At 67.0% G+C, this 22,772-nt stretch carries 20 protein-coding genes; 8 read left to right on the forward strand and 12 right to left on the reverse strand.

The window, feature by feature from the left end; all coding sequences use genetic code 11:
* Window positions 1-13: 13 nt before the first annotated feature.
* The 5 genes from trxA (at window position 14) to ACOYR3_RS15255 (ending at window position 5,540) form a co-directional block, all read left to right on the forward strand.
* A complete protein-coding gene (gene trxA, locus ACOYR3_RS15235) occupies window positions 14-346 on the forward strand; it encodes a thioredoxin TrxA (protein ID WP_291485123.1) in 333 nt (110 codons plus the stop codon).
* A 252-nt stretch (window positions 347-598) separates the two neighbouring features.
* Entirely contained in the window at window positions 599-1,861 is a 1,263-nt protein-coding gene (gene rho / locus ACOYR3_RS15240) for a transcription termination factor Rho (protein ID WP_291485121.1), read from the forward strand.
* 250 nt (window positions 1,862-2,111) lie between these two features.
* Window positions 2,112-2,366, forward strand: a complete 255-nt coding sequence (locus tag ACOYR3_RS15245; protein WP_422843194.1) for a type B 50S ribosomal protein L31 — start codon at window positions 2,112-2,114, stop codon at window positions 2,364-2,366.
* Window positions 2,367-2,472: 106 nt separating this feature from the next.
* Entirely contained in the window at window positions 2,473-4,173 is a 1,701-nt protein-coding gene (locus tag ACOYR3_RS15250) for a hypothetical protein (protein WP_422843195.1), read from the forward strand.
* The gene (locus tag ACOYR3_RS15255; RefSeq protein ID WP_422843196.1) at window positions 4,173-5,540 is read left to right on the forward strand and encodes an MATE family efflux transporter; all 1,368 of its coding nucleotides are present in this window, start codon (window positions 4,173-4,175) and stop codon (window positions 5,538-5,540) included. Before ACOYR3_RS15250 ends, ACOYR3_RS15255 begins: the two co-directional genes overlap by 1 nt.
* Here the strand turns inward: ACOYR3_RS15255 and phoR are convergent.
* The 7 genes from phoR to pstS form a co-directional block, all read right to left on the reverse strand.
* Window positions 5,494-6,837 (reverse strand): phosphate regulon sensor histidine kinase PhoR, encoded by a 1,344-nt coding sequence (gene phoR, locus ACOYR3_RS15260; protein ID WP_422843197.1) that lies wholly within the window; start codon window positions 6,835-6,837, stop codon window positions 5,494-5,496. The two genes, ACOYR3_RS15255 and phoR, sit on opposite strands and share 47 nt — an antisense overlap.
* Window positions 6,838-6,918: 81 nt before the next feature.
* Complete coding sequence (gene phoB, locus ACOYR3_RS15265; protein ID WP_291485110.1) at window positions 6,919-7,626, reverse strand: phosphate regulon transcriptional regulator PhoB; 708 nt, start codon at window positions 7,624-7,626, stop codon at window positions 6,919-6,921.
* A 23-nt stretch (window positions 7,627-7,649) separates the two neighbouring features.
* On the reverse strand, window positions 7,650-8,351 hold the full coding sequence (phoU, locus tag ACOYR3_RS15270) for a phosphate signaling complex protein PhoU (RefSeq protein ID WP_291485108.1): 702 nt from the start codon (window positions 8,349-8,351) through the stop codon (window positions 7,650-7,652).
* Window positions 8,352-8,442: 91 nt separating this feature from the next.
* On the reverse strand, window positions 8,443-9,225 hold the full coding sequence (gene pstB, locus ACOYR3_RS15275) for a phosphate ABC transporter ATP-binding protein PstB (RefSeq protein WP_422843198.1): 783 nt from the start codon (window positions 9,223-9,225) through the stop codon (window positions 8,443-8,445).
* A gap of 61 nt (window positions 9,226-9,286) precedes the next feature.
* The gene (gene pstA, locus ACOYR3_RS15280; protein WP_422843199.1) at window positions 9,287-10,141 is read right to left on the reverse strand and encodes a phosphate ABC transporter permease PstA; all 855 of its coding nucleotides are present in this window, start codon (window positions 10,139-10,141) and stop codon (window positions 9,287-9,289) included.
* Window positions 10,142-10,195: 54 nt separating this feature from the next.
* Window positions 10,196-11,215, reverse strand: coding sequence for a phosphate ABC transporter permease subunit PstC (gene pstC, locus ACOYR3_RS15285; RefSeq protein WP_422843200.1), 1,020 nt, complete (start codon window positions 11,213-11,215; stop codon window positions 10,196-10,198).
* A gap of 93 nt (window positions 11,216-11,308) precedes the next feature.
* A complete protein-coding gene (gene pstS, locus ACOYR3_RS15290) occupies window positions 11,309-12,331 on the reverse strand; it encodes a phosphate ABC transporter substrate-binding protein PstS (protein WP_422843201.1) in 1,023 nt (340 codons plus the stop codon).
* Window positions 12,332-12,605: 274 nt separating this feature from the next.
* Here pstS and ACOYR3_RS15295 point away from each other — a divergent pair, with 274 nt between their 5' ends.
* Window positions 12,606-14,084, forward strand: a complete 1,479-nt coding sequence (locus ACOYR3_RS15295; RefSeq protein ID WP_422843202.1) for an exopolyphosphatase — start codon at window positions 12,606-12,608, stop codon at window positions 14,082-14,084.
* Window positions 14,085-14,139: 55 nt separating this feature from the next.
* Window positions 14,140-14,703, forward strand: coding sequence for a hypothetical protein (locus ACOYR3_RS15300; RefSeq protein WP_422843203.1), 564 nt, complete (start codon window positions 14,140-14,142; stop codon window positions 14,701-14,703).
* 50 nt (window positions 14,704-14,753) lie between these two features.
* Here the strand turns inward: ACOYR3_RS15300 and ACOYR3_RS15305 are convergent, their stop codons facing one another.
* From ACOYR3_RS15305 to ACOYR3_RS15325, 5 genes are read right to left on the reverse strand one after another with little or no spacing between them, the layout of a single operon-like run.
* Window positions 14,754-15,218, reverse strand: a complete 465-nt coding sequence (locus ACOYR3_RS15305; RefSeq protein WP_422843204.1) for a SixA phosphatase family protein — start codon at window positions 15,216-15,218, stop codon at window positions 14,754-14,756.
* Window positions 15,215-17,407, reverse strand: a complete 2,193-nt coding sequence (gene ppk1, locus ACOYR3_RS15310; protein WP_422843205.1) for a polyphosphate kinase 1 — start codon at window positions 17,405-17,407, stop codon at window positions 15,215-15,217. Before ppk1 ends, ACOYR3_RS15305 begins: the two co-directional genes overlap by 4 nt.
* Before the next feature lie 38 nt (window positions 17,408-17,445).
* Entirely contained in the window at window positions 17,446-18,534 is a 1,089-nt protein-coding gene (locus ACOYR3_RS15315) for a glycosyltransferase family 4 protein (RefSeq protein WP_422843206.1), read from the reverse strand.
* Complete coding sequence (locus ACOYR3_RS15320) at window positions 18,531-19,391, reverse strand: UDP-2,3-diacylglucosamine diphosphatase (protein WP_422843207.1); 861 nt, start codon at window positions 19,389-19,391, stop codon at window positions 18,531-18,533. The genes ACOYR3_RS15315 and ACOYR3_RS15320 overlap by 4 nt, the downstream gene beginning before the upstream one ends.
* Window positions 19,391-20,197, reverse strand: a complete 807-nt coding sequence (locus ACOYR3_RS15325; RefSeq protein WP_422843208.1) for a GNAT family N-acetyltransferase — start codon at window positions 20,195-20,197, stop codon at window positions 19,391-19,393. Before ACOYR3_RS15325 ends, ACOYR3_RS15320 begins: the two co-directional genes overlap by 1 nt.
* A 332-nt stretch (window positions 20,198-20,529) precedes the next feature.
* Between ACOYR3_RS15325 and ACOYR3_RS15330 the strand changes: the two genes are divergently transcribed.
* Entirely contained in the window at window positions 20,530-22,758 is a 2,229-nt protein-coding gene (locus tag ACOYR3_RS15330) for a sensor domain-containing protein (RefSeq protein WP_422843209.1), read from the forward strand.
* Window positions 22,759-22,772: the final 14 nt, after the last annotated feature.

Consider the following 22,772-nt stretch of genomic DNA (forward strand, 5'->3'; position numbering starts at 1 on the left):
AAGGAATCCCGCCATGGCCAGCGAACTCATCAAACATGTCTCCGACGCCAGCTTCGAAGCCGACGTGCTGCAACCCGGCACCGCGGTGCTGGTGGACTACTGGGCCGAATGGTGCGGCCCCTGCAAGATGATTGCCCCCATCCTGGATGAAGTGGCGGGCACGTACCAGGGCAAGTTGCAGATCGCCAAGATGAACGTGGACGAGAACCGCGAGATCCCGGCCAAGTTCGGCATCCGCGGCATTCCCACGCTGATGCTGTTCAAGAACGGCCAGCTGGCCGCCACCAAGGTGGGCGCCATGAGCAAGGCGCAGCTCACCGCCTTCATCGATCAGCAACTGGCCTGATCCCCCCCAGCCGTCCGCACCCCGCACCTGCCCCCGCGCGCGCAGGTCTGTGGCGGGGTAGGCGGCAACCCACCGAAAGCGGCTTTGCAAGCCCGCCGCATTTTTTTCCTGTCATAATTCCCGCCGATCACCGGCCCGCACGATTGGCGGCCGGGCCAAGATCCCTGGCATGCCGGGCCTGCAAACAGCAGCCCTCGCGGCATCAGCCCTCCCCCCCAAAGATTCATACCCGCTCCGCCAAGGAGTCTTTCCATGCACTTAAACGAACTCAAGGCACTGCACGTGTCTGAAGTCCTGAAGCAGGCCGAAGAACTCGAAATCGAAAACACGGGCCGCATGCGCAAGCAGGAGTTGATGTTTGCCATCATCAAGAAGCGCGCGAAGGCGGGTGAACAGGTGTTTGCCGACGGTGTGCTGGAAATCCTGCCCGACGGTTTCGGCTTTCTGCGCAGCCCCGACACCAGCTTTACCGCCAGCACGGACGACATCTACATCAGCCCCAGCCAGGTGCGGCGCTTCAACCTGCACACGGGCGACATGATCGAAGGCGAAGTGCGCACGCCCAAGGACGGCGAGCGCTACTTTGCCCTGACCAAGCTGGACAAGGTCAACGGCGGCCCGCCCGAGCAGAACAAGCACAAGGTGATGTTCGAGAACCTGACGCCTTTGTTCCCCAAGGAGCAGATGCGGCTGGAGCGCGACATCAAGGGCGACGAGAACATCACCGGCCGCATCATCGACATCATCGCCCCCATCGGCCGCGGCCAGCGCGCGCTGATCGTGGCGCCGCCCAAGAGCGGCAAGACGGTGATGATGCAGCACATTGCCCACGCCATCACGGCCAACAACCCGGACGTGCACCTGATGGTGCTGCTGGTGGACGAGCGCCCTGAAGAAGTGACCGAAATGCAGCGCACGGTGAAGGGCGACATCATTGCCTCCACTTTCGACGAGCCCGCCGCGCGCCACGTGCACGTCGCCGAGATGGTGATCGAGCGCGCCAAGCGCCTGGTGGAGCTGAAGAAGGACGTGGTGATCCTGCTGGACTCCATCACCCGCCTGGCCCGCGCCTACAACAACGTGGTGCCCTCCAGCGGCAAGGTGCTGTCGGGCGGTGTGGACGCCGCCGCGCTGCAGCGCCCCAAGCGCTTCTTCGGCGCGGCCCGCAAGGTGGAAGAAGGCGGCTCGCTCACCATCATCGCCACCGCGCTGGTGGACACCGGCAGCCGCATGGACGAAGTGATCTTTGAAGAATTCAAGGGCACGGGCAACTGCGAAATCCACCTGAACCGCCGCCTGTACGAAAAGCGCGTGTTCCCCGCCATCGAACTCAACAAGAGCGGCACCCGCCGCGAAGAGCTGCTGCTGGCACCCGAGATCCTGCAGAAGACCCGCATCCTGCGCCAGTTCATGTACAACATGGACGAGATCGAGTCCATGGAGCTCATGATCAAGAACATGAAGGCCACCAAAACGAACGTGGACTTCTTCGACATGATGCGGCGAGGAGGATGACATCCCCCTGAGGCGCTTGCGCGCCTTCCCCCTTCTCTCGAATTGCTGCGCAATTCGGGAAGGGGAACACCGCCAGCGCGGCGGGGGAGGCCCTTGCGCGGCGGTTCCAACCTAGGCCGTGCCAGTTTCAAACGAATGCTGCGAATGAACTTGCCCCAAATGCAGGCTGTGCGATAATGGCGGGCTTTTTCTTGCGGAAAGTACATCGGACTGGCCGGTGCGGCTCCCGCAGTTGACTCAAAGGAAGATCATGAAAGAAGGCATTCACCCCAACTACCGCGAAGTTCTGTTCGTGGACCTGTCCAACGGTTTCAAGTTCGTCACCCGTTCGTGCGTGAACACCAAGGAAACCGAGACCTTCGAAGGCAAGGAATACCCGCTGTTCAAGCTGGATACCTCTTCCGAATCGCACCCCTTCTACACTGGCACGCAAAAGTCCGTGGACAACATGGGTGGCCGCGTGGAGCGCTTCCGCAACCGTTTCAGCAAGACCGCAGCGAAGTAATTCGCCTTCTGCGATCGCGCCACAAGGGCAGCCCGGGCAACCGGGCTGCCCTTTTGTTTGGTTTTGCCCTTATTCTCAGTGGCTCCGTTGTGCCGCCTTCCGACGCGTGAATCTACCCACCCCCGCCATCGTCTCCCAGGACGCTGTCAGCCCCCTGCCCCGCTGGGCGCTGATCCTGCTGTGCATTGCCTACGTCGTCCCCGGCTTCGTGGGCCGCGACCCGTGGAAAAACGCCGACGTCACCGCATTTGGCTACATGCTGGAACTGGCCCAGGGCCGCACGCCCTGGCTGAGCCCATTGCTTGGCGGCATGCCCCCTGAAACCGAAGGCCTGCTGCCGTACTGGTTGGGTGCCTGGGCCATCCAGGCCGCACCCGCGTGGATTTCGTCCGAGATGGCGGTGCGCATTCCGTTTGCCGCGCTGCTGGTACTGACGCTTGCCGCCACCTGGTACGCCGCGTACTACCTGGCCCGCAGCCCCGGGGCCCAGCCGGTGGCCTTCGCCTTCGGGGGAGAAGCGGCGCCCCGTGACTACGCCCGCGCCATTGCCGACGGCGCGCTGCTGGCCCTGATCGCCTGCCTGGGGCTTGCGCAGCTTTCGCACGAGGTCACCAGCTACCTGGTGCAGCTCAGTTGCACGGCGCTGGTCTTTTTTGCGGTGGCCGCCCTGCCGTACCACTCGCTGGCCCCCGGGGTGGCGCTGGGCGCCGGCATGGCCGGCCTCACGTTGGCTGGAGCCCCCGCTCTGGCCGCGCTGCTGGGGGTGGGCAGCATGGCCGTGATCGTCTACGCCCCGGGCAGCGGCACCGACCGCCGCCTGCGCTGGGCGCTGGCCCTGGCGGCCGCCACGCTGGCGGCGGCTTTGCTGGCCTGGGGCCTGGACCTGTGGCGCTGGCGCATCGTGGGCGTGGAATCGGGCGGCAAGGAGTGGCAGAGCCTCGCGCGGCTGCTGCTGTGGTTCGGATGGCCTGCCTGGCCGCTGGCCCTGTGGACGCTGTGGCGCTGGCGCCGGCAGATCTTCAGCCGCCGGGGGCACCGGCACCTGTGGCTACCGCTGTGGTTCTCTGCGGTGTCCATCGGCGCCACGGCCACCACGCAGCCTGCGGACCGGGCGCTGCTGCTCGGATTGCCTGCCATGGCAGCCCTGGCGGCGTTCGCGCTGCCGACGCTGCGCCGCAGCGTGGGTGCGCTGATTGACTGGTTCACCCTGCTGTTTTTCACGGTATCGGCGCTGGCCATCTGGGTGATCTGGATTGCGATGCAGACCGGAGTGCCCGCAAAACCCGCCGCCAATGTGGCCAAGCTCGCTCCCGGCTTCGTGCCGCAGTTCTCGCTGGTCGCGCTGTTGGCGGCCCTGGCCGCCACGGCGGGCTGGTGCGCCCTGGTCTGGTGGCGCGCCGCGCGCAACCGCGCCCCCATCTGGAAGAGCCTGGTGCTGCCGGCCGGCGGCGCGGCACTGGGGTGGCTGCTGCTGATGACCCTGTGGCTGCCCCTGCTGGACTACGCCCGCAGCTACCAGCCGCAGGTGCGCAGCGTGGTGGCGGCGCTCGGCCCGTCGCCGGGCTGCGTGCAGACCGTGGGGCTGAGCCGTGCCCAGGTGGCCGCACTGCAATACCACGGCGGCCTGTCGCTGCAGAGGGCGGGCCTGCAGGACGACTGCCAGTGGCTGGTGGCCGACCTGGCCGCGTGGCCCGCGTCGGAACCCACGTTCCGGGCGTCCCAGTGGGAGCTGAAGGCCACCATCGCCCGCCCCACCGACAAGAACGACCATCTGCTCGTGTTCCATCGCGCGGAACCTGCGCGCTGATGTCCGAGCGGTCGATCATTGCCCGGCACGCGCTCACCGTGCTGGCGGGCCAGCTGGCCGTGATGGCGTTCGGCGTGGCGGACACGATCGTCGCAGGCCGGCATGGCGAGGCATCGCTGGCGGCGCTGTCGGTGGGCAGCGCCATCTTCATCAGCGTGTATGTGGCCCTCATCGGCGTGTTCCAGGCGCTGCTGCCCGTCTGGGCGGAGCAGCGCGGCGCGCGCGAGACCGCCGCCCTGGGCCGCAGCCTGCGGCAGGCGCTCTACCTGTGCGCCGCCGCCTCGCTGGCGGGCGTGTGCCTCCTGCTCTCGCCCGGCCCCCTGTTGCGATGGACCGAAGTGCCGCCCGCCCTGCGCGGCGACGTGGAGCGCTATCTGGCCGTGCTGGCGCTGGCCCTGCCGCCCGCCCTGCTCTTTCGCATGTACAGCACGCTCAACCAGGCGCTGGGGCGGCCCAAGCTGGTGACGTGGCTGCAGGTGGGGTCGCTGTTCATCAAGCTGCCCCTGTCCGTCTGGTTCACGTTCGGGGGCGCCGGCCTGCCGGCCCAGGGCGTCGTGGGGTGCGCCTGGGCCACGCTGGTGGTCAACTGCAGCATGCTTGCGGTCGCCGTCTGGCTGCTGCGCACGCAGGACCTGTACGAGCCCCTGCAGATCTGGCGCCGCTTGGAGCCGCCGCATGCCCCCACGCTGGCCGCGTTCGCCCGGCTGGGCGTGCCGGCAGGGCTTGCCGTCATGGTGGAGGTGACCTCCTTCACGCTGATGGCGCTGTTCATTGCCCGCCAGGGCACGACGGCTGCGGCGGCCCACCAGATCGCCGCCAACGTGGCCGCCGTGCTCTACATGGTGCCCCTGTCGCTGGCCATTGCCACCAGCGCCCGCACCAGCTACTGGCTGGGCGCCGGCGAGCCCTCGCGGGCGCGCCATGCCGTCTGGACAGGTTTTAGGCTTGCAGCGCTTTGTGGATGCGCGCTGGCAGCTATATTATTTATAGCAAAGGAAGGCGTGGCGCATCTCTACTCGCACCAGCCCGGGGTGGCGGCCGCGGCCGGGGGCGTGCTGGCATGGGTGGCCGCCTACCACGCCGCCGACGCGCTGCAGACCCTGTGCGTGTTCGTGCTGCGCTGCTACCGCATCACGGTGGCGCCGCTGGCGGTGTACTGCGTGCTGCTGTGGGGTGTCGGCCTGGCGGGCGGCTACCTGCTGGCGTACCACGGGTTGGGCCCCTGGGCGGCGAACCCATCGCCCGCCGCCTTCTGGGCCGCCAGCGGCGCGGCACTGGGGGTGACGGCCGCGCTGTTCCTGGCGCTGCTGCGCCGTGCCGTCAGCCCGGCAGCGAAAAGCCGCGCAGGCGGTTCGCCGGGAAGGTGACCGAAAACACCGAGCCCTTGCCCAGCGTGCTGGCAATGCCCAGCGTGGCCCCGTGCCGCTGCAGCACGTGCTTGACAATGGCCAGCCCCAGCCCGGTGCCCCCGGTTTCCCGCGAGCGGCTGCGGTCCACCCGGTAAAAGCGCTCCGTCAGCCGCGGGATGTGCTCGGGGGCGATGCCGGGCCCGGTGTCCTGCACCGAAAACACCGCCCGGCCATCGGCAAGGCGCTGCCAGCCTACGGTGATCGTTCCCCCGGCCGGGGTGTAACGCACCGCGTTGCTGATGAGGTTGGACAAGGCGCTCTGCAGTTCGGCCGCCACGCCGGCAATCTCGCCTTCGGCGCGCAGGGCCTCGGCGGACGGAAACACCATCGTGTGCGGCCGGGGCTGGTTCTGCGTGAGCAATCCCGACAAGGCGCGGCCGTCCTCCTCGCAGCGGTGCATCAGCGCGAACACCGGCGTCCATTCGGCCATGCCGGGCGGCGGGCTGCCCTCCAGCCGCGACAGGGTCAGCAGGTCTTGCACCACGCTTTGCATGCGCAGCGCCTGCTGGGCCATCATGCCCAGGTAGCGCGAGCGCTCGTCGGCGCTCAGGGGCAGGGTCTGCAGCGTTTCCACAAAGCCCATCAGCACCGTGAGGGGCGTGCGGATCTCGTGGGACACGTTGGCCACGAAGTCGCGCCGCATGGCCTCGGCCTGCTCCAGCGCGGTGACGTCGCGCGACAGCAGCAGGGTGCGGCCGTCTCCATAGGGATGCAGGTGCACCGACAGGCGCACCGGGCGCGAGGGCGTGCTCAGGCGCCCTTCCAGCACCACGTCGTGGGTGAAGTCCTGCGCCGCCAGGTAGGCGGTGAACTCCGGGTCCCGCACTAGGTTCCCGATGGACTGCATCATGTCGCGCTGCGCATCAAAGCCGAAGTGGCTGGCCGCCATCTGGTTGCACCATTCGATGCGGGCCTGGGCATCCAGCAGCACCACGCCGTTGGGCGTGGCCTGCAGCGCCGCCAGGATCTCCTGCAGGCGGCTTTGGCTGTCGCGGATTTCGGCCTCCTGCCGGCGCAGCAGGCGCCGGGCGCGGTCGGCGGCCTCGCCCCACATGCCCCGCGCGGAGGGGACCTCCGCCAGATCCCCCGTGCGCAGCCAGCGCAGCACCCGGGCGCCGCGCAGCAGGTCCCACACAAACCAGACCCAGCCCGCCAGGGCCGCACCCAGGGCAGCGCCCCACGGCCCGCCCTTCCACCAGCCCAGCCCCCCGCCCACCACCTGCCACAGCAGGAAATACGTAATTCGCCACAGCATGCGCTCAGCCAAGCCTTCCCGGTCCAAAACCAAGGGCGCCCACCGGTGCGCCCGCCATACCCCGTGCCCGATCGACTTTGGTCAGGCCTGCAATTGCACCTGGGGCTGGGCCGTGAGCCGGTAGCCTGCTCCGCGCACCGTTTCCACCATCACCGATGCAGCGCCCAGCGCCTCGCGCAGGCGCTTGACGTGCACGTCCACCGTGCGTTCCTCGATGAAGACGTGGTCGCCCCACACCTTGTCCAGCAGCTGCGAGCGGCTGTGCACGCGCTCGGCATGCTTCATCAGGAAGTGCAGCAACTTGAATTCGGTGGGGCCCACCTTGAGCGGCTGCCCCTGGAAGCTCACGCGGTAGGTCCCCGCGTCCAGCACCAGTTCGCCAATGGTCACGCTGTCGCTCACCTGCTCCGGCGCACGGCGCCGCAGCACCGCACGGATGCGGGCCAGCAGTTCCTGCGTGGAGAACGGCTTGGTGATGTAGTCGTCGGCACCGGCATCCAGCCCGGCCACCTTGTCCGGCTCGTCGCCGCGGGCCGTGAGCATGAGGATGGGAATCGGCTTGGTCCGGGCGTCCGCGCGCCACTTGCGCGCCAGCGACAGGCCGCTCTGGCCGGGCAGCATCCAGTCCAGCAGGATGACATCGGGCAGCACGGCATCGAGCTCGCGCTGGGCGGAATCGCCGTCTTCCGACCAGAAAGGCTGGAAGCCGTTGTGCCGCAGGTTGACGGCAATCAGCTCGGCAATCGCGGGTTCGTCCTCGACGATGAGGACGCGTGGGAGCTTTCTCATAACAGTGCCAAAGCCCTTTCTTCTTACAGCACGGCCGACTCGATCTCGTCGAGGGCAGTGTGGCGCACATCCTTGCCCTTGACCAGATAGATGATCAGCTCGGCCACGTTCTTGGAGTGGTCTCCGATGCGCTCGATGGCCTTGGCCAGGAACAGCAGGTCCAGGCTGGGCGAGATGGTGCGCGGGTCTTCCATCATGTAGGTGATGAGCTTGCGCACGAAGCCGTCGAACTCCTTGTCGATGAGGTCGTCCTCCTTGAGGATGGCCACGGCCGCCTTCACATCCAGCCGCGCAAACGCGTCCAGCGTCTTGCGCAGCTGGCCCGAGGCGAGCTCGGCTGCCGTGCGCAGATCGCTGGACGGCAGCGAGCGCGGCGCCCCGCCTTCAATGATGGAGCGCACCATGCGGGCCATCTTGTTGGCCTCGTCGCCCATGCGCTCCAGGTTGGCCGTGGCCTTGGAGAAGGCCAGCAGCAGGCGCAGGTCGCGCGCGGTGGGCTGGCGGCGCGCGATGATGGAGGACAGCTCCTGGTCAATCTCGACCTCCATCGCGTTGATGCGGGTTTCCATGGCGGCCACGGTGTCCACGGCCTCCAGGCTGAACTGCGAGAGCGCGTACACGGCCTGGCGGATCTGGGACTCCACCATGCCGCCCATCTCCATCACGCGGGCAGATACGCTGTTGAGTTCGCTGTCGAACTGCGAGGAAAGGTGTTTGTCTGGCATTTGGCGTACAACCTCACGGTTATGAATCAAATCGAGCTTCAGCGCTTATCCATCAAGCGCTGGCAGCTACAAATAAAGTAGCAAATTTTCATCAGCCGAAGCGGCCGGTGATGTAGTCTTCCGTTTCCTTGCGCTCGGGCTTGAAGAAGATCTGCTCGGTGGCGCCGAACTCGATCATCTCGCCCAGGTACATGTAGGCGGTGTAGTCGCTGCAGCGGGCCGCCTGCTGCATGTTGTGGGTGACGATGGCGATGGTGTAGTCGTGCTTGAGCTCGTCGATCAGCTCTTCGATCTTGGCCGTGGACAGCGGGTCCAGCGCCGAGGTGGGCTCGTCCAGCAGCAGCACCGAGGGCTTCACGGCCACGCTGCGCGCAATGCACAGGCGCTGCTGCTGGCCGCCGGACAGGGACAGGCCGCTCTGGTGCAGCTTGTCCTTCACCTCGGTCCAGAGCGCCGCCTTGGACAGCGCCCATTCCACGCGGTCGTCCATCTCGCTCTTGCTCAGCGTCTCGTACAGCTTCACGCCAAAGGCGATGTTGTCGTAGATGGACATGGGAAACGGCGTGGGCTTCTGGAACACCATGCCGATGCGCGCGCGCAGCAGGTTGATGTCCTGCTTCGGGTCCAGGATGTCCTGGCCGTAGAAGCTGATGGTCCCCTCGGCGCGCTGGCCCGGGTACAGGCTGTACATGCGGTTGAGCGTGCGCAGCAAGGTCGACTTGCCGCAGCCCGACGGGCCGATGAACGCCGTGACCTTGTGCTCTGCGATGTTGAGGCTGACATTGCGCAGCCCCTGGAACTTGCCGTAGTAGAAGTTCAGGTTGCGCAGCTCCAGCGCGTTCTTGCTGGGGGTGGCGGTAGCGGTGGCAGTCATTGTCAAATCCTGGAAATGAGGGCGTTGTGTGTCTGCAGGGCGATGGCGGCGGGCCAGAGCCTCAGGCCCGGTTCTTTTCGCGCAGGAAAACCCGCGCCACGACGTTGAGGAGGAGCACCGACAGCGTGATCAGCAGCGCGCCGCCCCAGGCCAGCCGCACCCAGTTTTCGTACGGGCTGAGCGCAAACTGGAAGATCACGACCGGCAGGTTCGCCATGGGCGCGTTCATGTTGGTGCTGAAGAACTGGTTGTTCAGCGCGGTGAACAAGAGCGGCGCCGTCTCGCCGCTGATGCGGGCCACGGCCAGCAGCAGCCCGGTCATCACGCCGCTGCGGGCCGCGCGCAGGGTGACCATGGTGGACACCTTCCAGCGCGGTGCGCCCAGGGCAAAGGCTGCTTCGCGCAGGCTGCCGGGCACCAGGCGCAGCATGTTCTCGGTGGTGCGCACGACCACCGGCACGGCAATCAGCGACAAGGCCAGGCTGCCGGCCCAGCCGGAAAAATTGCCCACGGTGGCCACGGCGATCGCATAGACGAACAGCCCCAGCACGATGGACGGCGCCGACAGCATGATGTCGGTGACGAAGCGGGTGAGCTCGGCCGTCTTGCTCTGGCCGCTGTATTCCGCCAGGTACACGCCGGCCAGCACGCCGATGGGCGTGGACACCAGCACGGTGAACCCCACCATCATCAAGCTGCCGACGATGGCGTTGGCCAGACCGCCGCCTTCGGAGCCCGGGGCGGGCGTGGACTGGGTGAACATGTTCCAGTCCAGCGCCGCGAAGCCGTTGGTGAGCAGCACGCTCAGGATCCACAGCAACACGAACAGGCCCAGGGCCATCGCACCCAGCGACAAGGTGAGGCCGATGGCGTTGGAGCGCTGGCGCTTCTTGTAGAGTTGTTGGTTGAATTCCATGTCAGTTCACTTGTCCATTGCGTTGAGCCGCATCGAGAGGGTGGCGCTGCATGTTCACAGGCCCTTGGCCTTCTCGGCGCGCAGCAGCATGATCTTGGCGGCCGACAGCACCACGAAGGTGATCACGAACAGCAGGAAGCCCAGCGCAAACAGCGTGGACAGGTGGAAGTCCGCGGCCTCGCCGAATTCGTTGGCCAGGGTCGAGGCAATGGAGGTGCCGGGCGAAAACAGCGAGGTGGGCATGCGGTTGGCGTTGCCGATCACAAAGGTGACGGCCATGGTTTCGCCCAGCGCACGGCCCAGGCCCAGCATGACGCCGCCGATCACGCCTTTTTGCGTGTAGGGCAGCACCACGCGGCGCACCACTTCCCACGTCGTGCAGCCCAGGCCGTAGGCGGACTCGCGCAGGATGGGCGGCACGATCTCAAACACGTCGCGCATCACGGCCGCGACAAAAGGCAGCACCATGAAGGCCAGCACGATGCCCGCGGCCAGGATGCCGAAGCCATTGGTGCTGCCGCCGAACAGGAAGCCCACCAGCGGCATGGAGCCCAGCAGCTTTTGCACAGGCACCTGGAAATAGTCGGCAAACAGCGGCGCAAACACAAACAGCCCGAACATGCCGTAGATGATGGACGGCACGGCAGCCAGCAGTTCCACCGCCGTGCCGAGCGGCCGGCGCAGCCATACCGGGCAGGTTTCGGTCAGGAACAGCGCAATGCCGAACGCCAGCGGCACGGCAATCACCAGCGCGATGCCGGCGCTTGCCAGGGTGCCCACGATGGCAATCGCGGCACCGAATTCTTCGTTGACGATGTCCCATTCCACGCGCCAGATGAACTGGAGGCCAAACTTGTGGAAGGTCGGCCAGGCATAGACGAACAGCGAAACGATGATGCCCAGCAGGGCTGCCAGCACCAGCAGGGAGAGGCTCTGGGTCAGCCGATGAAAAAGGATGTCCTGCAGGCGTTGCCGCTTGGCAATCGAGACCATGGTCTCGGTGGGGGCGCCCGCCTTCTTGGCGGACACGGGTTGCGAACTCATGGTGGTTCCCACGCTCATGTTGACTCCCATCTGGCTTCTGGAGGCCCCACAAACCAGCGCCCATCGGCCAGATCTGCCGGCCGATGGGGCGTATTCTGGGGCAGACCGCTCTGGAGGCGGAAATTACTTCTTGATCTGCGACCAGACCTTGGAGCGGATGTCGGCCGTCAGGCTGTCAGGCAGCGGCACATAGTCCAGCTCGCTGGCCATGGCCTTGCCGTTCTTGAAGGCCCAGTCAAAGAACTTCAGCACTTCGGCCGACTGCGCCTTGTCGGCGGGGTCCTTGTACATCAGGATGAACGACGCGGTGCTCACGGGCCAGCTGTCGGCACCCTTGGCGTTCACCATGGAGATGCCCATGCCCGGCACGCTGAACCAGTCGGCGCTGGCGGCAGCAGCGGCGAACGTCTTGTCGTCGGGGCTCACGTACTTGCCGTCGGCGTTCTGCAGTTGCAGGAAGGTCATGTGGTTCTTCTTCACATAGGCATATTCCACATAGCCGATGGCGCCCTTCACGCGGGTGACATTGGCGGCCACGCCTTCGTTGCCCTTGCCGCCCACGGACGAGGGAGCAGGCCACTTCACGGCCGCGCCCTTGCCCACGGTGTCCGCCCATTCCTTGCTCACGGAGGTCAGGTAGTCGGTCCAGTTGAACGTGGTGCCCGAGCCATCCGCGCGGTGCACGATGGTGATGTTCTGGTCAGGCAGGCTCTTGCCGGGGTTCAGGGCGGCCAGCTTGGCATCGTTCCACTTGGTGATCTTGCCCAGGTACATTTCGGCCAGCACAGGGCCCGTCACGCGCAGCTCACCGGGCTTGAAGCCGTCCAGGTTCACCACCGGCACCGTGCCGCCGATGATGGCGGGAAACTGCACCATGCCGTCCTTTTCGAGGTCTGCACCCGACACAGGCGCGTCCGATGCGCCAAACGCCACGGTCTTGGCGCGGATCTGGCGGATACCGCCCGACGAACCAATGGATTGGTAGTTCAGGCCGACACCGGTTTCCTTCTTGTAGGCCTCGGCCCACTTGGCGTACATGGGGAAGGGGAACGTGGCGCCAGCGCCCGTGATGTCCGCCGCGAAGGCGCTGCCAGTGGCCAGTGCAGCCAGGGCGACGGCGACAGTCTTGAGAAATGTGCGTTTCATTATTCAGTACCTTGTTGACGAGGGTTGACAGGAACAGCACGAACTCTAGAACGCCAACGTGACAGTTCAGTGACAAAACGCCCGCACCATCCACCGCGCGTCCCTGGACGGCCAGCAGGCTTTGGGTCAATTGCCTGACACTGTCATGGGGCTGTCACACGGGCGCAGGACACTGGCGGCCCGGCCCCCGGGTGTGCCCGGGCCCCTGCGGCGGGCAGCTTCCGCACGCGAGCGTCCGCGGTACGATGCCGACAGACGCTATCCACCAGATCCCATGCAAAACGGCACCCGACTCGCCGCAGTCGACCTCGGCTCCAACAGCTTCCGCCTTGAAATCGGGCGCTATGAATTCGGCCACATCCAGCGTGTGGAATACCTCAAGGAGACCGTGCGCCAAGGCAACGGGCTGGACGAGGACCGCAACCTCACCCGCGACGCCATGGAGCGCGGCTGGGCGTGCCTGGCCCGCTTTGGCGAGCGCCTGGCCGGGTTTCCGCGCGCCCAGGTCCGCGCCGTGGCCACCCAGACGCTGCGCGAGGCCCGCAACCGGGACGAGTTTCTTGCGCGCGGCAGCCAGATGCTGGGCTACCCGATCGATGTGGTCTCCGGCCCCGAAGAAGCCCGGCTGATCTACCAGGGCGTGGCCCGGCTGCTGCCGCAGTCGGACGAACGGAGGCTGGTGGTGGACATCGGCGGCCGCTCCACCGAACTCATCCTGGGACAGCAGTTTGTGCCCCATGCCGTGGCGTCGTACCGCGTGGGCAGCGTGGCATGGTCGCAACGCTATTTCGCCGCCGGGGAGTTCACTGCGCAGGCGTTCCTTGCGGCCGAGATCGCCGCCAAGGCCGTGCTGGACGAAGCGCTGGAAACGTTCCGCCCGGACACCTGGGAAGTGGCCTACGGCTCTTCCGGCACCGCCGGGGCCGTGGGCGATGTGCTGGCCGCTGCCGGCGGGCCCGAGGGCCTGATCACGCGCGAAGGCCTTCAGTGGCTCTACGAGCGCCTGCTGCGCGCGCAATCGGCCGACCGCATCCGCATGGACGGGCTCAAGGAAGAGCGCCGCGCCGTCATTGGCGGGGGCATCAGCGTGCTGCGGGCGGTTTTCGACCTGCTGAACATCGAGCAAATGCAGGTGGCCCAGGGGGCGCTGCGCCAGGGCGCGCTGTACGACCTGCTGGACCGCGAACAGCCCGGGACCGACCTGCGGACCAGCACCGTGCATGGTCTCATGCAACGGTTTGCGGTGGACACGGAGCATGCCGACCGCGTGGCCCGCACCGCCTGTGCGCTGTTTGACCAGGCGGCACCGGCCGGCAGCGAGCGCGCTTCCCGCAAGCTGGACTGGGCGGCGCGGCTGCACGAGATTGGCTGCCATATCTCGCACAGCGACTACCACCGCCACGGCGCCTACATCCTGGACAACACCGATGCCTCCGGCTTTGCCGTGCCGGAGCTGCACCGGCTGGGCCTGCTGGTTCTGGGCCAGCGCGGCAAAGTGCGCAAGCTCGACGCGGACCTGCAGGACCCGGTGTTTGCCCTGCAGCTGCTGAGCATCCGCCTGGCCGTGGCCCTGTGCCACGCCCGCCGTGAACCGGACACGGACGCCCTGGCCCTGCGGGTCCAGGGGAACCGCTTTTTGCTGGAGGCCCGCCGCGGATGGGCAGCATCCTTCCCGCAGTCGGCGCACCTTCTGCGCGAAGAAATGCAGGCCTGGCAAAAGACCCCCTGGGAGCTGGTGGTTGACCTGCCGTGATGGACCGCAATAAACTATATAAACTGTTTATATCGTTTATTGCCCATCACCCACCATGACCACATCCCCCGCTCCCGCAGCCGATCCTTCCGCAGCTCCTGCCGCCAAAGCCGCCGCCAAGCCGCTGACGCCCAAGGCCAAGCCCTCCAGCAAAGCCAGCGCGGTCGGCAAGAAGCCGGCAGAAACGGCAAAGCCCATCAAGGCCCCCGGCAGCAAGCTGACGGCCGCGAAGACGGCCGTCGCCACCGCCCCGGCGGCCGCCAAGGCCGCCAAGGACGCCAAGGACGCCAAGGACGCCAAGGACGCCAAGGACGCCAAGGACAACAAGGACAACAAGGCCAAAAAGCCCAAGCTGGTGCGTGACAGCTTCACGATTCCAAAGGACGAGTACGCGGCCATCGACACCCTCAAGCAGCGGTGCGCCACCCTGGCGCAGCCCGTGAAGAAGAGCGAACTGCTGCGCGCGGGCCTGAAAGTGCTGGCCGCCATGGACGACGCCGCGCTGCGCGCAGCCGTGCAGGCCGTGCCTTCGATCAAAACGGGGCGCCCCAAGGCCGACGCCGCCGCCGCCCCGGCACAGCCCGCGGCCACCAAGGCCGCCAAGGCAACGCGCAAATAAAAAAGCTGGTGCCGCCCCCGGCTACGGGCAGGACCGCAGCCGCGCCGGGTTCACAAAAACTCGGGCGACTGCACCGCCATCAGCAGGGTCTGGCTCTGCTCCAGCCGTTGGCGTTGCCGCAGCCACCACACGGCGCCCTTGCGCACGGCGCATTCCGGCGCCTGCAGGCCCATCAGCTGCGCAATCGTCTGCCCCAGCATCGGCTGGTGGCCCACCACCAGGACGGCCCCCTTGGCACGCGGCCACTGGGCCAGTTCCAGCAGATCCTGGGGGCTGCCGCCCGGCAGCAGTTCCGCACGCACCTTGAACTTGCGGCCCAGGGCGCTGGCCGTTTGCTCGGTGCGGCGCGCGGGACTTGCAAGCACGCGCAGCCCTTCCGGCAACTGGCGGTCCAGCCAGGCAGCCATGCGCGCGGCCTGCTTCTCGCCCCGCGGGGTCAGGGCCCGCGCCAGGTCGTCCGCGCCATCGGCCGCCTCTTCCGCCTCGGCATGCCGCCACAGGATCAGGTCCATCATGCCTTCCTCTGGTCCATGGCAGCGCCCGGGGAGGCGGGGCCGTAGCGCGCCATCAGCGCGTCCTGCGCCCCCAGCCCGTCCAGCGGGCGCGGCGCGCGACGGTAGGAGCCGTCCGCATTCAGGGTCCAGGCGTCCCGGTCGTCGTGCAGATAGGCCACCAGGCATTCGTCCACGATCTGCTGCCGCAGGCGCGCGTCGGTCACGGGCCACGCCAGCTCCACGCGCCGCATCATGTTGCGGTTCATCCAGTCGGCGCTGGAGAGGTATAGATCCTCTTCGCCCGCACTGCGGAAGTAGAAGACCCGGGTGTGCTCCAGGAACCGGCCGATCACCGAGCGGACGCGGATGTTGTCGGTGGCGCCCGGCACCTGGGCTGCCAGCATGCAGGCCCCGCGCACGATGAGGTCGATGCGCGCACCGCGCTGCCCCGCCACGATCAGTGCGCGCATCAGCGCCTCGTCCGTCAGGGCATTCATCTTGGCCACGATGCGGGCGTCCTCCCCGCGGGCGGCCGCCAGCCCGACCTGCTCGATCTTGTCCAGCAGACGCCGGTGCAGGTGGAACGGCGCCAGCATCAGCTTGCGCAGCTTGGGGGGGCGGTTCTGGCTGGCCAGGTGGTTGAACACGCCATCCATGTCGGCCGTGGTGTCCTCATCGGCGGTGAGGTAGCTCAGGTCGGTATACAGCCGGGCGGTGCGCACGTTGTAGTTGCCGGTGGACAGGTGGCCATACCGCCGCAGCTTGCGCCCTTCCCTGCGCGTGACCAGCAGCATCTTGGCGTGCGTCTTGAGCCCCACGACGCCGTAGACCACCTGGGCACCGATGGACTCCAGGGCCTCCGCCCAGTTGATGTTGGCCTCTTCGTCAAAACGGGCCTTGAGCTCCACCACCGCCATCACCTCCTTGCCCCGGCGCACCGCTTCCGTCAGCAGTTCCATGAGCTCCGAATCCGCCCCGGTGCGGTAGATGGTCTGCTTGATGACCAGCACATCCGGGTCGTTGACGGCTTCGCGCAGAAAGGCCAGCAGCCCGTCGAAGCTCTCGAACGGCTGGTGGATCAGCACGTCGCGCCGCCGCAGCTGCTCCATGATCGACACGCCGGCTTGCAACTGGCGGGGCCATGCCGAATTCCACGGCGGAAACAGCAGTTCCGGGGCGTCCACCAGATCGATCAGCTGCGTCAAGCGCACCAGGTTGACGGGCCCCGGCACGCGGAACAGCGCGGCAGCAGGCAAAGCGAACTGGGCCAGCAGGAAGTCCGAGAGGAACTGCGAACAGCCCGCCGAAACCTCCAGCCGCACGGCCTGCCCGTAGTGGCGGTGCTGCAAGCCCTGGCGCAGCGCGGTCCGCAGGTTGCGCACGTCTTCTTCGTCCAAGGCCAGGTCCGAGTGACGGGTTACCCGGAACTGGGAAAACTCCGTCACCTCGCGTCCGGGGAAGAGATCCTCCAGATGCGAGCGCACGATGCTTGAGAGACTGACGAAAAGCGCCTCGCCCGCAGCGAGCCGCGAGGGCATGCGAATCAACCGGGGCAGCGCGCGGGGCACCTTGACGATGGCGATCTCGTTTTCGCGGCCAAACGCGTCCTGCCCCTTGAGCCGCACGATGAAGTTCAGCGACTTGTTGGCCACCTGGGGGAACGGATGCGCGGGGTCCAGCCCCACGGGAATCAGCAGCGGCCGGACCTCGTCAACAAAGTAGTCGCGGACCCACCGCTTTTGCGCCGGCGAACGCTCGCCGTGGCCGAGGATGCGGATGCCGTGAGCGGCAAAGGCGGGGACCAGGGAATCGTTGTACAGCGCGTACTGCCGCTGCACCAGGTCGTGCACCTTGGCGGCCACGGCCTCGAACGAGGCGGTCGAATACAGGCCCTGGGTCTCGCCCTTCTGGGCTGCGGTGATATGGGGAGCAGCCCGCACCTCAAAGAACTCATCCAGGTTGGAGGACACGATGCACAGGTAGCGCAAGCGCTCCAGCAGCGGGACATCGGTGCGCACCGCCCAATCGAAGACCCGCTCGTTGAACGCCAGGATGCTGTGGTCCCGGTCCAGATGGCTGTACGGCGCCGCCACAGGGACCGCCGCGGGGACGGCAGGAGCCTGCGGGGGTGCTGGCGGCGCGGTGGGATCAGACGGGCCGTGGCCTGCGGTCACGGTAGCGGCACCGTCATGGAAAGGCGTGGGCAACATGAATACGCAAAAGCGGCAAACCTCGATCTCTGCAGTATTTAACGCCCGGATGACAAAGATGTGACAGATTTTGTGACAGTCACATCCGGCCGCCGGTCCGGCTGGGCGGGTACCAGGTAGTGTTCAAACAGCCGTGCCGCATGGGCCCACGTGAAATTCAGGGCCCGGGCGCGGGCCTCCGAGCGCGGGACAGCCAGCGCCTGCTGGGCCGCCGTGCGCAAGTCGCCGTGCAGGACGCCGCCGCGCGGCGGTTCCCCGCCTTGGGCGCCCAGGACGGCCATGGGCCCATCCTCGGGAAAGGCCGCGACCGGCGTCCCGCAGGCCATGGCCTCCAGCATCACCAGGCCAAACGTCTCCGACCGGCTGGGAAAGACAAACACGTCGGCGGCAGCGTACACCTGCGCCAGCGCTGCACGGTCCAGGATGCCCAGCCAGCGCACGTGCGGATACTTGGCCTGCAAGCGGGCCTGCAGTGGCCCGACGCCGCACACCACTTTGGAGCCCGGCAAATCCATCTGCAAAAAGGCCTCGATGTTCTTCTCGTAAGAAATCCGCCCCACATACAGCGACACCGGATGCGCCAGGGCGCCGGCCAGCGGGCTCGGCGTCGCAGCGCCGTGAAAAGAAAAGGCGCCGGTATCCACCCCGTGCGTCCACGCGCGCAGGTTGCGGAATCCCCGCGCCGCGAGCATGTCCAGGACCCCTTGCGTCGGCACCATGACGCCCGAGGACGGTCGGTGGAAACGCCGCAGCCAGGCATAGCCCCAGCCCAGCGGCACACGCAGGGCGGCATACAGGATGTCGGGAAACCGCGTATGAAACGCCGTGGTGAACGCCAGCCCGCGACGCAGGCAATAGCGGCGGCCCGCCCAGCCCAGAGGGCCTTCCGTCGCCAGGTGGATGGCATCCGGCGCTGCCGCGTCCAGCAGGGCTGCAAGGCCCTTGCCAGGCCGCACGGCCAGTTCAATGCCGGGGTAGCCGGGACAAGGCCGGGTCCGGAACTGCCCTGGCTGCACGACCAGCACTTCGTGCCCAAGCGCCTGCAACTCGCGCACCAGCTCCAGCAGCGTGGTCACCACGCCATTGACCTGGGGCAGCCAGGCATCCGTCACCAGGGCGATTTTCATGACACGGTGGCGGCTTGCGCCCCTGAAGCTGTCACCGGGGCCGGATGCCATGTCAGCAGTTCCAGCCGCCCGTCCAGGTGTTCGACCAATGCCGTGTGACTCTCGACCCAATCGCCGTCATTGCAGTACAGCGTGCCGCCGATCTCGCGCATTTCGGCCCGGTGGATGTGCCCGCACACGACGCCGTCATGGCCCCTGCGCCGCGCTTCCGCGGCCACGGCCTCTTCAAAGTCCATGACGTAGTTGAGCGCCTTCTTCACCTTGCCCTTGAGGTAGGCCGACAGCGACCAGTACGGCAGGCCCATGCGATGGCGCAGGGAGTTGAGGTGGCGATTGAGCTTGAGGGTGAACTCGTACAGGTTGTCGCCCAGATACGCCAGCCATTTCGCGCACTGGATGACGCCGTCGAAATGGTCCCCGTGGGTGATCCACAGGCTGCGGCCATCCGCCGTGGTGTGCACGGCATCCTCGCGGACCTCGATGCCGCCGAACGAGTGGCCGATGAAGCCGCGGGCAAATTCGTCATGGTTGCCGGGCACGAACACCACCTTGCACCCCTTGCGCGCGCGGCGCAGGAGCTTTTGCACCACGTCGTTGTGGGCCTGGGGCCAGAACCACCTGCGCCGAAGCTGCCAGCCGTCGACAATGTCCCCCACGAGGTACAGGTGGTCGCTGGGATGGTGCTTGAGAAAGTCCAGCAGGGCCGCCGCCTGGCAGCCGGGTGTTCCCAGGTGGACATCCGAGACAAACACAGCGCGAAACCGCCGCCGCCCCAGGGCAGCGGCGCTGTCCTCTCGGCACTCCGGGCCCATGGAAGACTCCATGAACGGCCCCAGGGCGTCGAAAGCGGTGCGCATCAGGCCCCCAGAAAATGCTTGCGGTACCGGGGGTGCAGGTCCGCCAGCCGCATCAGCATGGGCAGGTCGGCGGTGTTGAAGTCGGGGTCCCAGGCGGGTGCGCCCAGCACGCGGGCGCCCAGGCGGAGATACCCCTTGATGAGTGCGGGTGGCTCGACGCACACGGAGCCGTCGAGCTGCTCCACCGGCAAGGGCAGCCTGGGCCGCACGCGGTATTCGATCGGTGCCAGGTGCGTGCGCGAAACTTGCTGCCAGATGCTGGCGGCAGCATCCCCGCTGACCACTCCATTGAACAGCATGGGAATGCTGGCGCAGCCAATCATCGTGTCCAGCTGGTTGCGCACCATGAAATCCGCCAGCGCACCCCACAGGGCCATGATGACGCCACCATGGCGGTGCTCGGCATGGACACAGCTGCGCCCCAGCTCCACCATGCGCGGCCGCAGCGAGCGCAGGCGCGTGAGGTCAAATTCCGTGTCGCTGTATGTGCTGCCGATGCGCCGCGCCTGGGCCGGAGTGAGCACCCGGTAAGTCCCAATGACTTGCTGGGTCTGCACATTGCGCACCAGCAGGTGCTCGCAATAGCTGTCGAACAGATCGACATCGTGGCCGGGAATGGGGGTCGTCAATCGAGCGCCCATCTCGCCAGCGAACACGTCGTACCGCAACCGCTGCGCCTCGCGCACCTCGTCCTCGTGGCGTGCCCAGGCGACCTGAATGCCCCCACGTTCGGGCGCCTGCGGCAGGGCGCGCTGTAAAGTGCCATCCGCGGGAGACGGTGGTGTCAAAAGGGTCAGCTCATTCATGGTCCAGCATCTCCTCGCATCAGCGACAAACAGGTAAGGAGGGCTGCAGGCGGCTGCGGGCAACGGACCTGCTCCCTGCGGGCAGTGTGGAAGCCCAGGATGACGCGAACGTGTCGGCGGAATGTCAGAACGGTGACGGCTGCCCCGATGCGCCGGCAGAAAGCGATCACAGCCGGCGCCTTGGCCCCAACAGCAGGCGGCGAAGCCCCCCTGCCGCGGGCCGCCCTGGCCGCGGTACGGGTATGGCGCTACCGGGCGCCTCGGGAGCCCCCGCGCTGCTACACTTTGGTACAAATAATTGAGGGCCGTCCAGCCCGCCCGTACCGGTCTCCATGTTTGCGCCGTACAGCGCTCCAGAGCTGCAGCGAACTGGAGCAGCCTCCGACGTCCCCCTGCAGCGCGCGTTGCGCGAACAGCAAACCCTGCTCGACAGCGCCGGGGTGGGCATCGTTTTTCTGCGCCAGCGCAGCGTGGTGCGCTGCAACCAGCGGTACGCCGAGATTTTTGGCCACGCGGCCGCCCAGGATCTGGTGGGCGTCAGTACCGAAACGTTCTATCCGTCGCGGGACGCCTTCCGGGAGCTGGGGCGCATGGCCTACCCGGTGCTGGCACAAGGCCAGACCTTCCGGATGGAACGCCAACTGCGCCGGCGCGACGGTAGCCTGTTCTGGGGCAGCCTGACGGGACGGCTCATCAATCCCCAGGACACGACCGAGGGCTCCATATGGATCCTGGACGATATCGACGAGCAAAAACGCGCCCACGCGGAGCTGGGGGCCGCCGTGCGGGAGAAGCAGCTGCTGTTCGACAGCGCGATGGTGGGCATCGTCTTCCTGAAAGACCGGAACCTCACCCGCTGCAACCGGTACTTTGAGCAGATGCTCGGCTATTCCGCCGGCGAGCTGGCGGGCAGCTCGTCACGCCGGTGGTACGGGAGCGAAGCCGCGTGGAAGGACGCGGGCCGCCGGTGCTATCCCGTCCTGAACGCCGGCCAGACCTATGCGGGCGAGCTGGAACTGTGCCACAAGGACGGCACCCCTGTCGTCTGCGATGTGCGGGCCAAGTCCATCGACCCCGCCGACCCTTCCCTGGGATCCATCTGGATTGCCGTGGACATCACCGAGCGCAAGCGGGCGCAGGCGCTGCTGGCCAGCGCCCATGAGGACCTGGAGCGGCAGGTGCAGGACCGCACGCGCGAATTGCGCGAAACCGTGGACAACCTGCACCGGGAGATCAACGAACGCAAGGCCGACCAGGAGCGCATTTACTGGCTGGCGCACTACGACGCGCTCACCGGTCTGCCCAACCGCGCCTTGCTGGCCGAGCGCGCACAGCACGCCATCCGCGTGGCACAGGAAAACCAGACGCCCCTGGCCCTGATCTTTTTGGACCTGGACCACTTCAAGCATGTGAACGACTCCCTCGGCCACCGGGTGGGCGACGCGCTGCTGGTGGAGATCGCCAAGCGGCTGCGGGCCGTGGTGCGCGAACGCGACACGGTGTCCCGGCTGGGAGGGGACGAGTTCATCCTGCTGCTGCCGGGGGCCAACGCGCACGGCGCCGCCCGCGTGGCAGGCAAGCTGCAAGAGGCTTCGCGCCAGCATTACCAGATCGGCCACCACGAACTCACCATGGCGCCATCCATGGGCATTGCGCTGTTTCCCCAGGATGGCACGGACTTCGACACCCTGACGCAGTCGGCCGACGTGGCCATGTACCGGGCCAAGCTGGACGGGCGCAACACGTTCAAGTTCTTCACCCCGGAAATGCAGGCGCAGTCGGTGCGGGCGCTGCAGCTGGAGAACGCCCTGCGGCGTGCGCTGGAGCGCGGACAGCTGCACTTGCACTACCAGCCCCAGATGAGCCTGACCACCGGAGCGGTGCGCAGCGTGGAGGCCCTGGTGCGCTGGCAGCACCCCCAGCTGGGCAATGTGTCGCCCGCCGAGTTCATCCCCATTGCCGAGAACAGCGGCCAGATCCTGCAGATCGGGGAGTGGGTGCTGCGCACGGCACTGGCGCAGCTCAAGGACTGGCATGCCAAGGGGTTCTCGGGCTTGACGATGGCGGTGAACCTGTCGGCCATCCAGTTTCGCCAGCCGCAGCTGCCCGAGCTGGTCAGCCGCATGCTCGCCGAATTCGGCCTGCCCGCGCAGTCCCTGGAACTGGAGTTGACGGAAGGCGTCGCGGTGGACGACCCGCACACGGCCGTATCGACCATGGACCAGCTGCATGCACGCGGCGTGCGCATGTCGATGGACGATTTCGGCACCGGCTACTCATCACTGAGCCAGCTCAAGCGGTTCCAGATCTTCAAGCTGAAGATCGACCAGTCCTTTGTCCGCGACCTGAGCGATGACGGCAACGACCGCGCCATCGTGAGCGCCATCATCCGCATGGCACAGGCGCTGGGCATGCGCACCACGGCCGAGGGGGTGGAAACGCCGGGCCAGCTGGCCTTTTTGCGCGAACAAGGATGCGACGAGGCGCAGGGCTACCATTTCAGCCGGCCTCTGTCCGCGCAGGAGCTGGAAGCGTTCATGCGCACACTGCCGCCGCACTGACTGGCTGCACGCCC

Origin of the sequence: Acidovorax sp. M2(2025) (assembly GCF_049330835.1) — a bacterium.
GTDB lineage: Bacteria > Pseudomonadota > Gammaproteobacteria > Burkholderiales > Burkholderiaceae_C > Acidovorax.